Source organism: Pseudomonas guangdongensis (genome assembly GCF_900105885.1).
GTDB lineage: Bacteria > Pseudomonadota > Gammaproteobacteria > Pseudomonadales > Pseudomonadaceae > Geopseudomonas > Geopseudomonas guangdongensis.
Genome location: NZ_LT629780.1, coordinates 1,365,599 through 1,380,427 on the forward strand (window position 1 = coordinate 1,365,599; position 14,829 = coordinate 1,380,427).

Here is a 14,829-nt window from a genome sequence, read left to right on the forward strand (position 1 = left end):
TGCGGGGCGTCGTCGTTTTCGGTCTCAGCCGCGGCAGCGCTCCAGCAGCGGGGCGAGGAAGCGTCCGGTGTGCGAGTGCGCCATGCTGGCGACCTGCTCGGGCGTACCCGTGGCGATGATCTGTCCGCCGCGCGAGCCGCCCTCGGGGCCGAGGTCGACCAGCCAGTCGGCGGTCTTGATCACGTCGAGGTTGTGCTCGATCACCACCACGGTGTTGCCGTGGTCGCGCAGACGGTGCAGCACGTCGAGCAGCTGCTGGATGTCGGCGAAGTGCAGGCCGGTGGTCGGCTCGTCGAGGATGTACAGGGTCTTGCCGGTGTCGCGCTTGGACAGCTCGCGGCTCAGCTTGACCCGCTGCGCCTCGCCGCCGGACAGGGTGGTGGCGCTCTGGCCGAGCTTGATGTAGGCGAGCCCCACGTCGATCAGGGTCTGCAGCTTGCGCGCCACCGCCGGCACCGCGTCGAAGAATTCGCGGGCCTCCTCGATGGTCATCTCCAGCACCTCGTGGATGCTCTTGCCCTTGTACTTCACCTCCAGGGTCTCGCGGTTGTAGCGCTTGCCCTTGCACACGTCGCACGGCACGTAGACGTCCGGCAGGAAGTGCATTTCCACCTTGATCACCCCGTCGCCCTGGCAGGCCTCGCAGCGTCCGCCCTTGACGTTGAAGGAGAAGCGCCCCGGGCCGTAGCCGCGCGAGCGCGACTCCGGCACCCCGGCGAACAGTTCGCGGATCGGGGTGAACAGCCCGGTGTAGGTGGCCGGGTTGGAGCGCGGCGTGCGGCCGATCGGGCTCTGGTCGATGTCCACCACCTTGTCGAGGTGCTCGAGCCCTTCGAGGCGCTCGTGGGGTGCCGCCTCCAGCGACTCGGCGCCGTTCAGCGCGGTCGCCGCCAGCGGGTACAGGGTGTTGTTGATCAGCGTCGACTTGCCCGAGCCGGACACCCCGGTGACGCAGGTGAGCAGGCCGACGGGCAGCTCCAGATCGACGCTCTGCAGGTTGTTGCCGCGCGCGCCCTTGAGCCGCAGCAGCTTCTGGGGGGCGACCGGCGTGCGCCGGGCGGGGTAGCGGATCTGCGTCCGCCCGGACAGGTACTGGCCGGTCAGCGAGTCGGGATGGGCCATCACCTCGGCGGGGGTGCCCTGGGCGACGATGCGCCCGCCGTGCACGCCGGCGCCGGGGCCGATGTCGATCACGTGGTCGGCCAGGCGGATGGCGTCCTCGTCGTGCTCGACCACGATCACCGTGTTGCCCAGGTCGCGCAGGTGGGTGAGGGTGGCCAGCAGGCGTTCGTTGTCGCGCTGATGCAGGCCGATGCTCGGCTCGTCGAGGATGTACATCACCCCGACCAGGCCGGCGCCGATCTGGCTGGCCAGGCGGATGCGCTGCGCCTCGCCGCCGGACAGGGTATCGGCGCTACGCTCCAGGGTCAGGTAGTCGAGGCCGACGTTGACCAGAAACTGCAGGCGCTCGCGGATCTCCTTGAGGATCTTCGCGGCGATCTCGCCGCGCCGGCCGCTCAGGCTCAGCTCGGCGAAATAGGCGCAGGCCTCGCCCACCGGCAGGGCGCTGACCTGCGGCAGGGTCTTGTCGCCGACCCACACGTGCCGCGCTTCGCGGCGCAGGCGCGCGCCGCGGCAGTCCGGGCAGGCGTGGGTGCTGAGCAGCTTGCCCAGCTCCTCGCGCACGCTGTTCGATTCGGTCTCGCGGTAGCGGCGTTCCAGGTTGGGCAGGATACCCTCGAACGGGTGCGAGCGGCGGACGATGTCGCCGCGGTCGTTGAGGTAGCGGAACTCCAGCGCTTCGCGGCCGCTGCCGTGCAGCAGCACCTTCTGCGCCGCCGCCGGCAACTGCTCGAAGGGCGCTTCCAGATCGAAACCGTAGTGTGCGGCCAGTGCGGCGAGCATCTGGAAGTAGTAGACGTTGCGCCGGTCCCAGCCGCGGATCGCGCCCTCGGCCAAGCTCAGCTTGCCGTTGACCAGCCGGCGCGGATCGAAGAACTGCTTCACCCCCAGACCGTCGCAACTCGGGCAGGCGCCGGCCGGGTTGTTGAAGGAGAACAGCTTGGGCTCCAGCTCGCCGATCGCGTGGCCGCAGTGCGGGCAGGCGAAGCGCGCCGAGAAGACGATCTCCTCGCCGTCGTCGCCCTCCATGGGCGCGACCCAGGCGATGCCGTCGGCCAGCTTGAGGGCGGTCTCGAAGGACTCGGCGAGGCGCTGCTGCAGGTCGCCGCGGACCTTGAAGCGGTCGACCACCACCTCGATGCTGTGCTTCTTCTGCTTGTCGAGCCTGGGCAGCTCGTCCAGCTCAAAGAGCGTGCCGTCGACCCGCGCGCGGACGAAGCCCTGGGCGCGCAGCTCCTCGAACAGTGCCAGGTGCTCGCCCTTGCGCTCGCGCACCACCGGGGCGAGCAGCATCAGCCGGCGGCCCTCGGGCAGGGCCAGCACCTGATCGACCATCTGGCTGACGGTCTGCGCCTCCAGCGGCACGTCGTGCTCGGGGCAGCGCGGGGTGCCGACGCGGGCGTAGAGCAGGCGCAGGTAGTCGTGGATCTCGGTGATGGTGCCCACCGTCGAGCGCGGGTTGTGCGAGGTGGACTTCTGCTCGATGGAGATCGCCGGCGACAGGCCCTCGATGGTGTCGACGTCGGGTTTCTCCATCATCGACAGGAACTGCCGGGCGTAGGCCGACAGCGACTCCACGTAGCGGCGCTGGCCCTCGGCGTACAGGGTGTCGAAGGCCAGCGACGACTTGCCCGAGCCGGACAGCCCGGTGATCACGATCAGCTTGTCGCGCGGCAGGGTGAGGTCGATGTTCTTCAGGTTGTGGGTGCGCGCCCCACGAATCAGGATCTGGTCCACTACAGCCTCGCATGGCGGGCGGAAAAGCCCGGAGTATACGGCTGCCTCCGGGCGGGCGGCAAAGCGCCGCGCCTGTGCCGGGAGCTGCGGTGCTGCTAGAATTGCGCCCCCGTTTTTCGAGGTGACGTCATGCACGATCCGCACTCCGAGCGCATGAGTTCGACCGAGCAGCGCGCCGCTGCCGGCCTGGCGGCGGTGTTCGCCTTCCGCATGCTCGGCATGTTCATGGTCCTGCCGGTACTGGCCACCTACGGCCAGGACCTGGCCGGCGCCACGCCGCTGTTGATCGGCCTGGCCATCGGTGCCTACGGCCTGACCCAGGCGGCGCTGCAGATCCCCTTCGGCATGCTCTCCGACCGCATCGGCCGCCTGCCGGTGATCTACTTCGGCCTGCTGGTGTTCGCCTTCGGCGCGGGCCTGGCGGCCTGCGCCGACTCCATCTGGGGGGTGATCGCCGGACGGGTCCTGCAGGGCGCCGGGGCGATCTCGGCGGCGGTGATGGCGCTGCTCTCCGACCTGACCCGCGAGCAGCACCGAACCAAGGCGATGGCGACGATCGGCATGAGCATCGGCCTGTCGTTCGCCGTGGCCATGGTGGTCGGCCCGCTGCTGACCCGCGCCTTCGGCCTCGCCGGGCTGTTCTGGGCCACCGCCGCCATGGCGCTGCTGGGCATCCTGATCGTCGCCGTGCTGGTGCCGCGCCCGCCGCGCGCGCTGGCCACTCGCGAGGCCGGCGTGGCGCCGCAGGCGCTCGGGCCGACCCTGCGCCATCCCGACCTGCTGCGCCTGGACTTCGGCATCGCCGCGCTGCATGCGATCCTGATGGCGAGCTTCGTCGCCCTGCCGCTGGCGCTGGTGGAGCAGGGCGGGCTGCCCAAGGAAGAGCACTGGTGGGTATACCTGTCGGCCCTGCTGGTCGGCTTCTTCGCGATGATCCCGTTCATCATCTACGGCGAGAAGAAGCGCCAGATGAAGCGCATGCTGCTCGGCGCGGTGAGCGTGCTGCTGCTCTGCGAGCTGTTCTTCTGGCAGTTCGGCGGCAGTCTGCGCGCCCTGGTGATCGGCAACGTGGTGTTCTTCGCCGCCTTCAACCTGCTGGAAGCCTCGCTGCCCTCGCTGATCAGCAAGGTGGCGCCGGCCGGCGGCAAGGGCACGGCGATGGGCGTGTACTCCACCAGCCAGTTCCTCGGCGCCGCGCTCGGCGGCCTGCTCGGCGGCTGGCTGTTCCAGCAGGGCGGCGTCGATGCGGTGTTCCTCGGCTGTGCGCTGCTGGCTGCCCTGTGGCTGGCCTTTGCTGCTACTATGCGCGAACCGCCGTATGTGACCAGCCTGCGCCTTGCGCTGTCTCCTGCTGCCCTGCAGGAGCCGGGGCTGGTCGAGCGCCTCAAGGCCGTGCCCGGCGTGGCCGATGCTGTCGTGGTGGCCGAGGAGGCCGCCGTCTATGTCAAGGTGGATAAACTGCAAGTGGATCGCACGACCCTCGAGCGCCTGGTCGAACCGGCGCCGGCGTGCTGATCCCGGGAGAGAACGTCATGGCCCGTGGGGTTAACAAAGTCATTCTGATCGGCAACGTCGGCGGCGACCCGGAAACCCGCTACCTGCCCAGCGGCAACGCCGTCACCAACATTACCCTGGCCACCTCCGAGTCCTGGAAGGACAAGCAGACCGGCCAGCAGCAGGAACGTACCGAGTGGCATCGCGTGGTGTTCTTCGGCAAGCTCGCGGAGATCGCCGGCGAATACCTGCGCAAGGGCTCGCAGGTCTACGTCGAGGGCAGCCTGCGCACCCGCAAGTGGCAGGACCAGTCCGGCCAGGACCGCTACACCACCGAGATCGTGGTGGACATGAACGGCCAGATGCAGCTGCTCGGCAGCCGCGGTGGCAATGCCGAGGGTGGCGACTATGCTCCGCGCGCGCCGCGTCCGCAGCAGTCGGCCCCGCGCGAGCCGCGCCCGGCAGCGCAGCCGGCTCCGCAGCCGAGCGCCCAGCCGGCGCCGGACTACGACAGCTTCGACGACGACATCCCGTTCTGATCCGGAGCGACACAGCATGCGCATGCGCCTGATGCTGCTGGGCGGCGGCAATGCCCTGGGTCAGGCGCTGCTGCGCCTGGGGGCGGAAGAAAACATCGAGTTTCTCGCCCCCATGCCCCCCGCCCAGGGCTGGGAGCCGGGCAGCCTCACCGCGCTGCTCGACGAGCACCGCCCCGACGCGCTGGTCAACCTGGCCTACTACCACGACTGGTTCCAGGCCGAGCGCGTCGAGGCCGAACGACTGTTCGCCCAGGAGCGCGCCATCGACCGCCTGGCCGAGCTGTGCCTGCACCACGAGATCGTCCTGTTGCAGCCGTCCAGCTACAAGGTGTTCGACGGCACCCGCGCCACCGCCTACAGCGAGAAGGACGACGTGCGCCCGCTGAGCCTGCGCGCCCAGGCGCTGTGGCGTTTCGAGCAGCAGGTGCGCACCATCTGCCCGCGTCATGTGCTGCTGCGCTTCGGCTGGCTGCTCGACGAGAGTCCGGACGGCCGCATGGGCCGCCTGCTCAAACGGGCGGAGAGCGGCGAGCCGCTGTTCCTCGCCGACGACCGTCGCGGCAACCCGACCCCGGTGGACGACGCCGCACGGGTGATCCTCTCGGTGCTCAAGCAGCTCGACTGCAGCGCGCCGTTGTGGGGCACCTATCACTATGGCGGCATCGAAGCGACCACCAGCCTGTCCATGGGCCAGGCCACCCTGGTCGAGGCGCGTCGCCACCGTCCGGACATTCCCCAGGACTTCACCCCGCAGGCGCACCTCGAGCGCCCGGACGCGCCGGACGAGCCGCAGCATGCGGTGCTCGCCTGCAAGAAGATCCTCAACACCTTCGGCATCAAGCCGCGTGCCTGGCGCGCGGGGCTGCCGGTCCTGCTGGAGCGCTACTACCGCCATGTCTGACGGTCGCATCCTGGTCACCGGCGGCGCCGGGTTCATCGGCTCGCATCTGGTCGATGCCCTGCTGGCGCGCGGTCATGCCGTGCGGGTGCTGGACAACCTGTCCAGCGGCAAACGTGCCAACCTGGCGCTCGGCGATCCGCGTCTGGAACTGCAGGTCGGCGATGTCGCCGATTCGGCTGCGGTGGAGACCGCGATGAGCGGCTGCGCGGCGGTGGTCCATCTTGCGGCAGTGGCCTCGGTGCAGGCCTCGGTGGACGATCCGGTGGCTACCCATCAGAGCAACTTCGTCGGCACCCTGAACGTCTGCGAAGCGATGCGCCGGCACGGCGTGCGCCGCGTGCTGTTCGCTTCCAGCGCAGCGGTCTACGGGCAGAACGGCGAGGGTGCAGCCATCGGCGAGGACACCCCCAAGGCGCCGCTGACCCCCTATGCCGCCGACAAGCTGGCCAGTGAGCACTACCTCGATTTCTACCGCCGCCAGCATGGGCTGGAGCCGGCGATCTTCCGTTTCTTCAACATCTTCGGCCCGCGCCAGGATCCGTCCTCGCCGTATTCCGGGGTGATCAGCATCTTCGTCGAGCGCGCCCGCGCCGGCCGGCCGATCACCCTGTTCGGCGACGGCGAGCAGACCCGCGACTTCGTCTACGTCGCCGATCTGGTCGAGCTGCTGCTGCAGGCACTGGCGGCACCGCAGGTGGAGGCCGGTGCGGTGAACGTCGGCCTTGGCCGGGCGACTAGCCTCAACCAGTTGCTGGCGCTGCTGGGCGAGCGGCTCGGCGGTCTGCCGGCGGTCGAGCATGCCGCGCCGCGCTCCGGCGACATTCGCCACTCGCGGGCCGACAACACCCGCCTGCTGCAGCGTTATCGCCTCGACACCCCTACTTCGATGGCCGACGGGCTGGCTCGCCTGCTGGCCGGCTGAGGTCGAATCACCACCAGGGTTTGTCGAGCGCCAGGACAAGTACCGCGCCCAGCAGGGCGGCTGCCAGCAGAGTGGTCGGCCCTCGTGCGCCGGTGCCGGCCCGTAATGCCCAGTGGCTGGCGAGGATATAGCCGAGCAAACAGGCGATCTTGAGCTGCAGCCAGAGCGGCAGCGGCCAGGGCATGCCGAGCTGGATCAGCAGCAGAGCGCTGAGCAGCAGCAGGCTGTCGAGCAGATGGACTCCCGCGCGTGCCGCGCCGCGCAGCCCCGGCAGCCCTTGCCGCGCACGCCACAGCCGCCAGCCCAGCAGGCCGACGCTGCTGCAGGCGAGCAGGATATGCAGGCCTTTCAGCCAGAGATACATGGCGGGTTCCGCTACGTGACCGATGGAAACGCAAAAGGCACCCGAAGGTGCCTTTTGTATATGTGGCGAGCGCGGGCTGTGATCAGAACTTGTAGCCCAGGCCGACCATGTAGACCAGCGGGTCGACGTCGACGTCGACCTTGACCTTGTCGCCGTTCAGGTAAGTAGTGCCTTGGGTGTCGATGTCGATCCAGCGCAGCTGGGCGTTGAGCATGATGTTGTCGGTCAGCATGAAGTCGGCGCCGACCTGGGCGGCGAGACCCCAGGAGTCCTTCATGTCCAGGCCGCGGAAGCCCTTGCCTTCTGCTTCGCTGCTCAGGTTGGTGTCGAAGAACCAAGTGTAGTTGACGCCCAAGCCGACATAGGGCTGTACGGTCGACTTGCTGTCCAGCGGGTAGTAGATGACGCTCAGGGTCGGCGGCAGGTGCTTGATGTCGCCGAGGTTGCCGTTCAGGCCAGAATAAATTCCCGGCATGCCCTTGACCCCTACGCTGTGGCTGAACGGAGTCGCTGCCAGCAGCTCGACACCCACCTTGTCGGTAACCATGTAGGCGAAGTTCAGGCCCAGCTGGGTATCGGTATCCAGAGTCGCTTTTGAGCCGGCAACGTCACCAAGCGTGGCGTGGTTGATGTCGCCGCTCTTTTCCTGCGGATCAACGGTAATGGCACCCGCACGCACGATGATGTCGCCAGCCTCGTAAGCCTGGGCAAAGGGGGCGGCGACGGCCAGGGCCAGCAGGGAAGCGCTGAGGGTCTTGCGGATCATAGGAGAACTCCATCCAGATGTTCTGTATCGACTGCCGGCGATGCTAGAGGCCGCGCGCTGGGGATGCGTTGACGCAGCTCAAAGGATGGCGGGCGCGCGTTGAGATGTTGCAAAATTCTCATTCGGAGATGATAATTCTTCTCCTTTGAGAAGGCCCCCTATCGTCGAGGACGCCCCCGCATGACCCCCACACCGCTCCGCCTGCTGGCGGCCGCGCTGGCGCTGACCAGCCTGCCGCTGGCTGCGGCCCCGCTGGACGCCGCGCTGGACGAGAGCCAGCGCCTGGCCGTCGAGGCCAAGGCCTCCCAGGCGCGCGTCGCCGCGCTGGACGATGCCAGCCAGAAGATGCTCAACGACTACCGCGCCGCCCTGCAGCAGGCCGAAGCGCTCAAGGGCTACAACACCCAGTTGCGCGAGCTGGTCGCGGCGCAGCGCGAGGAGCTTGTCGGCTACCAGCACCAGCTCGACGGCATCGAGCGCACCCAGGAAGCGGTCGCCCCGCAGATGCGCCAGATGGTCGAGGTGCTCGGCGAGTTCATCGCCGCCGACCTGCCGTTCCTCCCCGAGGAGCGCCGCGATCGCCTCGAGCAGCTGCAGGAACTGCTGCCGCGTGCCGACGTCAGCCTGGCCGACAAGTACCGGCGCATCCTCGAGGCCTACCAGATCGAGAGCGACTACGGCCGCAGCCTGGAAGCCTGGCGCGGCGAGCTGGTCCAGGACGGCGCTGCGCCGCGCAGCGTCGACTTCCTGCGTCTGGGACGCAGCATGCTCTATTACCAGAGCCTCGACGGTCACGAGAGCGGCTGGTGGAACCCGCAGGCGCGCGCCTGGCAGGCACTCGACGGCGAGCACCGCCGCCCGCTGCGCCAGGCCATCGCCATTGCCCGCCAGCAGCAGTCGCCGCAATGGCTGGAACTGCCGGTGAAGACCCTGGCCGAGGAGCGCGCCCGATGAACCGTCTGTTGTCCCTGATCCTGCTCGCCGCGCTGCCGCTGTTCGCCCGCGCCGAGCTGCTCAACCCCGACCAGTTGCTCGAACGCATCCGCAGCGAGCGGGTCAGCGAGCAGCAGGCCATGCAGCAGCGCGAGCAGCAGTTCCTCGCCGAGCGTGCCGAACAGGCCCGTCTGCTCGCCGAGGCGCGCGCCGCGCTGGCCGTGCAGGAGGCCGAGGCCGCGCGGCTGAAGGCCGAGTTCGAGCGCCAGGAGCGCGAGCTGGCCGCACAGGAGCAGCTGCTCGCCCAGCGCGTCGGTCATCTCGGCGAGCTGTTCGGGGTGATCCGCCAGAGCGCCGGGGATGTCGCCGGCCACTGGCAGGACAGCCTGCTCAACGCTCAGTACCCCGAGCGTCTCGCCACCCTGCGCCGTCTGGCCGAAAGCCGCAGCCTGCCGGGCGCCGATGACCTGCAGAACTACTGGATGCTGCTGCTCGAAGACCTCGCCGCCAGCGGCCGCATCGAGCGCCTGAGCCTGCCGGTGGTGGCCGCCGACGGCACCCGCAGCGAGCGCCAGGTGCTGCGCGTCGGCGCCTTCTCGGCCTATGCCGACGGCCAGTTCCTGCGCTACGACGCCGATGCCGGCCAGCTGCTGGCGCCGCCGCGCCAGCCGTCCGGCCGGGGTCTGGTCGAAGATTTCGCCGCCAGCGGCGAGGCGCTCGCGGTGCTGCCGGTCGACCCGACCCGCGGCACCCTGCTGGAGCAGCTGCAGCGCGCGCCGAGCCTCTGGGACCGCGTCCAGCAGGGCGGGCTGGTCGGCGGGGTGATCCTCGTCCTCGGTGCGCTCGGCCTGCTGCTGGCGCTCTGGCGGATGGTCTGGCTGGCCGGCGTCAACCGCCGGGTGCAGGCGCAGATGCGCGACCTGGCCACCCCGCGCGCCGACAACCCGCTGGGCCGGGTGATCGGCGTGCTCGGCGACAAGCCGCAGCTGGCCGACCTGGACACCCTCGAACTCAAGCTCGACGAGGCGATCCTCCAGGAAACCCCGCCGCTGGAGAAGGGCCAGGGCCTGCTCAAACTGCTCGCCGCGGTGGCGCCGCTGCTCGGTCTGCTCGGCACCGTGACCGGGATGATCGTCACCTTCCAGGCCATCACCCAGTCCGGTAGCGGCGATTCGCGGCTGATGGCCGACGGCATCTCCCAGGCGCTGGTGACCACCGTGGAGGGCCTGGTGGTGGCCATTCCGCTGCTGTTCCTCCACGCCCTGCTGGCCAGTCGCAGCAAGGGCCTGATCCAGATCCTCGAACAGCAGAGCGCCGGGCTGATCGCCCTGCACCTGTCGGGTTCGCGCCGTGACTGAGCTGCTGATCGGCGCCCAGGACCACCTGCACGCGCTGCTCGACTTCATGGGCGCCGGCGGCGCGGTGATGTGGGCGCTGGCCGCGCTGTGCGTGGCGTTCTGGACCCTGGTGTTCGAGCGCCTGCACTACATGCGCCGGGTCTTCCCGCAGTGGGCCGGCGAACGCCGCCGTGCCTGGTTCGAGCTGGAGCGCGAGCCGGGCCGCTGGCAGCACGCGGTGCGCGCCGCCTGGCTGGCCCAGGCCCGCCAGCACCTGCTCGGCCCGTTGCGCCTGCCGCGGGTGCTGGTCGCCCTCTACCCGCTGCTCGGCCTGCTCGGCACGGTCAGCGGCATGGTCGCGGTGTTCGACGTGCTGGCCCTGAGCGGCACCGGCAATCCGCGCGGCATGGCCGCCGGCGTCTGGCAGGCGACCCTGCCGACCATGGCCGGCATGGTCCTGGCCATTTCCGGACTGTTCAGCCTGGCGCGTCTCGAACGCAACGCGCGCCGGGCCCTGGAGCAGCTGGCCGACCAGCTGCGTCACGACTGATTCGAGGTTTCCGATGCGCATGCGCCGCCACCACCAGCAGGACGAGGACACCGGCATCGACCTGACGCCGATGCTCGACGTGGTCTTCATCATGCTGATCTTCTTCATCGTCACCAGCTCCTTCATCAAGGAGTCCGGCGTCGAGGTCCAGCGCCCGCAGGCCGGCAGCGCCACGGCCCAGGACAAGGGCAACATCCTCATCGCGGTGACCGCCGACGGCCAGGTCTGGCTCGACAAGCAGCCGGTCGACGTGCGCAGCGTGCGCGCCCATGTCGAGCGCATGCGCGTCGACCGGCCGGAAGGCTCGGTGGTGGTGCAGGCCGACCGCGACGCGCGCACCGGATTGGTGGTGCAGGTGATGGACCAGGCGCGCCTGGCCGGGGTGCGCGACGTCGCCCTGGCGGCCAGCGCGGAGGGCCGCTGATGCTACGCTGGGGGCTGTCCTTCGCCGCCGCCTGCGCCGTGGCGCTGGCGCTGTTCGTGCTGATGCTCGGCATGGTCACGCCCAAGCAGGCCAGCGAGCCGGAAGCGCCGCTACGCATCGCCGACTACGTGCCTTTCGCCGACAGCCGCGACACGCCGAGCCGCTCGCGCCAGCCGGCGCCGGAGCGCCCGCAGCCGCCGACGCCGCAACCGCCGACCCCGGCGCCGCCGCAGCAGGCGCTCGCCGCGCCGAGCCTGCCGACCCTGGAAGTCAGCCTGCCGACGCTGGACAGCAATATCAGTCTGGCCAGCGCTCCGGCGCCGAGCCTGGCCGGCCTGAGCGCCGCGCCGGCCGCCCCCGCCGCGGCGCCGGCAGCAGCGGCCGGTGGCGAGGCCGGTCCCAGCGGCCCGCCGGCCCAGGACAGCGAGGTGGTGCCGCTCAACCAGGTGATCCCCGAGTACCCACGCCACGCCCTGCAGCGCGGCATCGAGGGTCACGTCAGGCTGCTCTTCACCATCACCCGCGATGGCCGGGTGGAGAACATCCGCATCGCCGAGGCCAAGCCGCGCAACGTCTTCGAGCGCGAGGCGCGCCGCGCCGCCGCGCGCTGGCGCTTCGCCCCGCGCACCGAGAACGGTCTGGCGGTGGAGCGCGAAGCGGTGAAGACCCTGTATTTCCGTCTGCAGCAAGGAGGTCGTTGAAATGCGTCGTCTGCTGTTCGTCGCCCTGTTGACCCTGAGCGCGCCCCTGTGGGCCGCGCAGACCCTGGAACCCGGCGTGCTGCGCGCCCTCGGCGAGGCCCAGCAGGCCCAGCAGCGCGGCGACCTGCAGGCCGCGCGCCGCGCGCTGGACGGCGTCAAGGCCGCGCCCGGTTCGCTGGAGCAGGCCCTGCTGTGGCGCAGCCGCGGCTATCTGGCCTGGACCGAGGGCAACCGCCGCGGCGCCATCGAGGCGCTGGAGCAGGCGCTGGCCAGCGGCAAGCTGGAACCGGCGCAGGCCGGACAGGAGCGCGACAACCTGGCCCGGCTCAACTACGCCGAAGGCCGCCACGCCAAGGTGGTCGAGCTGCTTGCGGCGCGCGCCGCCGGCCTCGACGACGACGGCCTGCAGATGCTGATCCAGTCCTACCAGGCCCTCAAGCAGCCGGCCAAGGCGTTGCCGCTGGCCGAGCGCTACCTGGCCCGCCAGCCGCAGGCCGGCGACGTCTGGCTGCAGTTCATGGTCGCCGCCAATGCCCAGCTCAAGCGCGACGCCGAGGCCGAACGCTGGCAGCGCCGCCTGCTGGCGCGGCATCCCGACGATCTGCAGGCCTGGCAGCAGCTGGCCGCCCTGCAGCAGCGCGCCGGCGCCCCGGACAAGGCGCTGGCCACCCTGCGCACCGCGCAGCGCCGCGGCCTGCGCTTCGCCGCGGCCGAGCTGGACAACCTGACCCTGCTGGCCGGCGCCGCCGGCCAGCCCTGGCAGGGCGCCCGGCTGCTCGCCGGGCTGCTCGACAGCGGCCTGCTGAACCGCACCGCCGAGCGCGAGGAGCGTCTGGCGCTGTTCTGGTGGCAGGCCCGCGAGCGCGCCCAGGCCGCCGCCGCCTACCGCCAGCTGGCCGAACGCAGCGGCGCCGGCCGGCACTGGCTGCGCGTCGCGCAACTGGAGCTGGAGCGCGAGCGCTGGCAGGCCGCGCTGGAAGCCCTCAACCACGCCGAACGCGGCGGCGCCGACCGCCGCCAGGTGCGCCAGTGGCGCGGCTGGGCGCAGCAGCAGCTGGAAGGCGCGGCGCTGCTCAGCAGTCGCTGAACGCGCGCCACCCCCAGCACTCGGGCCGCAGCGGCCTTGGCGTTGGCGGCGACGGAGCCAGGGCGGCCGCGCCCGGGAGCCCCGCCGGCCGGCCGCCTGTCCGCCGCGCGCCCTCGGGTGGCGCTGTCGCCTGCCCGGGCCGCACGCTCAGAACTCGTAGGGCACGATCTTTTCGGCACGCATCCGGTAGCCGGCCTCGGCCAGCGCGGTGGCGCTGTGCTCGACGCGCAGTTCGCCCTCGATCCAGAACGGCTGCCACAGCGCGTCGATGGCCACGCCCTCGGCGCTCTCGACGTGGACGATCTGGTTGGAGGGCGGCGGCGGCACATGGATGCAGGCGCCGTAGTAGGGCACCAGCAGGAACTCGCGGACCTGCCCGGCGCGATTCAGGCCGAGCGGCACCACATAGCCCGGCAGGCGCACCGCCTGCCCGTGCAGCGCCTCCACCACCGGCTCCGCTGGCGCCTGCTGGGTCGCCGGCGGGCCGCTTTCCGCCGCCAGCACGTCGGCCAGTTGCGCCAGATCGTGCAGGGCCACCGGCGGTGGCGGCGGTGGCGCGCCCTCGGGCACCAGTTCCTCCCAGCTCAGGGTGCGCGGCTCGGCGGCCGGCGCGGGGCTGGCCAGCAGGACCAGCGGCAGCAGGGCGACGGACAACAGCAGACGGGCCGGCATCGGCATTCTCCACAGGTTCACAGGCGCACGCTCAGGCCGTCGGCCAGCGACTGGCGGTAGGCGCGCGCCGCCGGCAGCAGGCCGAGCAGCAGCGCGGCGCCGAGGGTGGCGACCAGCAGCGTCCATTCGTGGCCGCTCGGCGCGCTCAGCGGCAGGTGCAGGCCGTAGCGCGCCTGCACCCAGTCGCCGCCGAGGGCCAGGCCCAGATAGAGCAGTGCCAGGCCCAGGGCCAGCCCGGCGAGGGTCAGCGCCAGCGCCTCGGCCAGCAGCAGCGCGGCGACCTGCAGCGGCCGCGCGCCCACCGAGCGGAGGATGGCCATTTCCCGGCGCCGCTCGCCGAGGCTGGCCAGCAGCGCGGTGAGCATGCCGACCAGGCCGACCAGCACCACGCAGGCCGACACCAGCAGCAGTGCCTGCTCGGCGGTGCCCAAGAGGCTCCACAGCTCCTGCAGCGCCACCCCCGGCAGCACCGCCAGCAGCGGCTCGCCGCGATAGTCGTTGATCGCCCGCTGCACGGCGAAGGTGGCGATGCGGCTGTCCAGGCCGAGCAGCACGGCGGTGATCGCCGTGGGCGTCAGGTCCATCCGCCGCGCCGCCTCGGCGTCGATGCGCGCCGCGCCGCGCGCCGGCATGCCGCGCTGCCAGTCGATGTGCAGTGCCTCCATGCCGGCCAGCGAGATGTGCAGGGTGCGGTCCACCGGGGTGCCGGTGGCGGCGAGGATACCGACCACCCGGAACGGCTTGTCGTCGTGACGGGTCAGGCTGACCCTGGCCACGCCGTGGGCGAGGACGATCTCCTCGCCCAGGCCGTAGCCGAGGGCGCGCGCCACCTCGGCGCCGAGCACCACCTCGAAGGGATCGGCGAACGCGCGGCCGGCGCGCAGGTGCAGCGCGCGCCGCTCGCCGTAGCGGTAGTGTACGAAGTAGTCGGCGCTGGTGCCGAGCACCCGGTAGCCGCGGTGCGAGTCGCCCAGCGACAGCGGGATGGCCCACTTCACCTGCGGCAGCGCGGCGATCTCCCGGTAGCTGTCCCAGCGGATGTTGTTGGTGGCGTTGCCGATGCGGAACACCGAATAGAGCAGCAGGTTGACCGCCCCGGAGCGCGCGCCGACCACCAGGTCGGTGCCGCTGATGGTGCTGGCGAAGCTGGCGCGGGTTTCCGTGCGCACCCGCTCGACGGTCAGCAGCAGGCAGCTGGACAGGGCGATGGCCAGCACGGTGAGCAGCGCGGTGGCGCGGCGGTTGAGCAGGCTGGCCAGGGCCAGACGCAACAGGTACAT

General features: G+C 70.9%; 15 protein-coding genes. 10 read left to right on the top strand and 5 right to left on the bottom strand.

Features of this window, described 5'->3' with window-relative positions:
• Positions 1-24: 24 nt before the first annotated feature.
• A complete protein-coding gene (gene uvrA, locus BLU22_RS06625) occupies positions 25-2,859 on the bottom strand; it encodes an excinuclease ABC subunit UvrA (protein WP_090213064.1) in 2,835 nt (944 codons plus the stop codon).
• 129 nt (positions 2,860-2,988) lie between these two features.
• Here uvrA and BLU22_RS06630 point away from each other — a divergent pair, with 129 nt between their 5' ends.
• The 4 genes from BLU22_RS06630 to BLU22_RS06645 are packed head-to-tail and all read left to right on the top strand — an operon-like array spanning position 2,989 to position 6,715.
• Positions 2,989-4,374: an MFS transporter gene (locus tag BLU22_RS06630; protein WP_090213066.1), complete on the top strand. Its 1,386-nt coding sequence runs from the start codon at positions 2,989-2,991 to the stop codon at positions 4,372-4,374.
• A gap of 17 nt (positions 4,375-4,391) precedes the next feature.
• Positions 4,392-4,892, top strand: a complete 501-nt coding sequence (locus BLU22_RS06635; RefSeq protein ID WP_090213068.1) for a single-stranded DNA-binding protein — start codon at positions 4,392-4,394, stop codon at positions 4,890-4,892.
• Between the two features lie 16 nt (positions 4,893-4,908).
• Positions 4,909-5,793 carry a sugar nucleotide-binding protein gene (locus tag BLU22_RS06640; protein ID WP_090213069.1) on the top strand — a complete coding sequence of 295 codons (885 nt, stop codon included), beginning with the start codon at positions 4,909-4,911 and terminating at the stop codon, positions 5,791-5,793.
• Positions 5,786-6,715 (top strand): NAD-dependent epimerase/dehydratase family protein, encoded by a 930-nt coding sequence (locus BLU22_RS06645; RefSeq protein ID WP_090213071.1) that lies wholly within the window; start codon positions 5,786-5,788, stop codon positions 6,713-6,715. The genes BLU22_RS06640 and BLU22_RS06645 overlap by 8 nt, the downstream gene beginning before the upstream one ends.
• Before the next feature lie 7 nt (positions 6,716-6,722).
• Here the strand turns inward: BLU22_RS06645 and BLU22_RS06650 are convergent, their stop codons facing one another.
• Both BLU22_RS06650 and BLU22_RS06655 read right to left on the bottom strand, forming a co-directional pair.
• Positions 6,723-7,079 carry a SirB2 family protein gene (locus BLU22_RS06650; protein ID WP_090213073.1) on the bottom strand — a complete coding sequence of 119 codons (357 nt, stop codon included), beginning with the start codon at positions 7,077-7,079 and terminating at the stop codon, positions 6,723-6,725.
• 82 nt (positions 7,080-7,161) lie between these two features.
• A complete protein-coding gene (locus BLU22_RS06655) occupies positions 7,162-7,842 on the bottom strand; it encodes an OmpW/AlkL family protein (RefSeq protein ID WP_090216309.1) in 681 nt (226 codons plus the stop codon).
• Between the two features lie 183 nt (positions 7,843-8,025).
• Between BLU22_RS06655 and BLU22_RS06660 the strand changes: the two genes are divergently transcribed.
• From BLU22_RS06660 to BLU22_RS06685, 6 genes are read left to right on the top strand one after another with little or no spacing between them, the layout of a single operon-like run.
• Positions 8,026-8,799: a DUF3450 domain-containing protein gene (locus BLU22_RS06660; RefSeq protein ID WP_090213074.1), complete on the top strand. Its 774-nt coding sequence runs from the start codon at positions 8,026-8,028 to the stop codon at positions 8,797-8,799.
• On the top strand, positions 8,796-10,136 hold the full coding sequence (locus BLU22_RS06665) for a MotA/TolQ/ExbB proton channel family protein (RefSeq protein ID WP_090213076.1): 1,341 nt from the start codon (positions 8,796-8,798) through the stop codon (positions 10,134-10,136). Before BLU22_RS06660 ends, BLU22_RS06665 begins: the two co-directional genes overlap by 4 nt.
• Before the next feature lie 46 nt (positions 10,137-10,182).
• The gene (locus BLU22_RS06670) at positions 10,183-10,665 is read left to right on the top strand and encodes a MotA/TolQ/ExbB proton channel family protein (protein ID WP_090216311.1); all 483 of its coding nucleotides are present in this window, start codon (positions 10,183-10,185) and stop codon (positions 10,663-10,665) included.
• A gap of 13 nt (positions 10,666-10,678) precedes the next feature.
• The gene (locus BLU22_RS06675) at positions 10,679-11,089 is read left to right on the top strand and encodes an ExbD/TolR family protein (protein WP_090213078.1); all 411 of its coding nucleotides are present in this window, start codon (positions 10,679-10,681) and stop codon (positions 11,087-11,089) included.
• Positions 11,089-11,790, top strand: a complete 702-nt coding sequence (locus BLU22_RS06680; protein WP_090213080.1) for an energy transducer TonB — start codon at positions 11,089-11,091, stop codon at positions 11,788-11,790. The genes BLU22_RS06675 and BLU22_RS06680 overlap by 1 nt, the downstream gene beginning before the upstream one ends.
• Before the next feature lies 1 nt (position 11,791).
• On the top strand, positions 11,792-12,877 hold the full coding sequence (locus BLU22_RS06685) for a tetratricopeptide repeat protein (protein WP_090213082.1): 1,086 nt from the start codon (positions 11,792-11,794) through the stop codon (positions 12,875-12,877).
• 147 nt (positions 12,878-13,024) lie between these two features.
• Here the strand turns inward: BLU22_RS06685 and BLU22_RS06690 are convergent, their stop codons facing one another.
• Together BLU22_RS06690 and BLU22_RS06695 are read right to left on the bottom strand one after the other, a co-directional pair.
• Complete coding sequence (locus BLU22_RS06690) at positions 13,025-13,549, bottom strand: DUF3299 domain-containing protein (protein ID WP_090213083.1); 525 nt, start codon at positions 13,547-13,549, stop codon at positions 13,025-13,027.
• Positions 13,550-13,566: 17 nt separating this feature from the next.
• A complete protein-coding gene (locus tag BLU22_RS06695) occupies positions 13,567-14,829 on the bottom strand; it encodes an ABC transporter permease (protein ID WP_090213085.1) in 1,263 nt (420 codons plus the stop codon).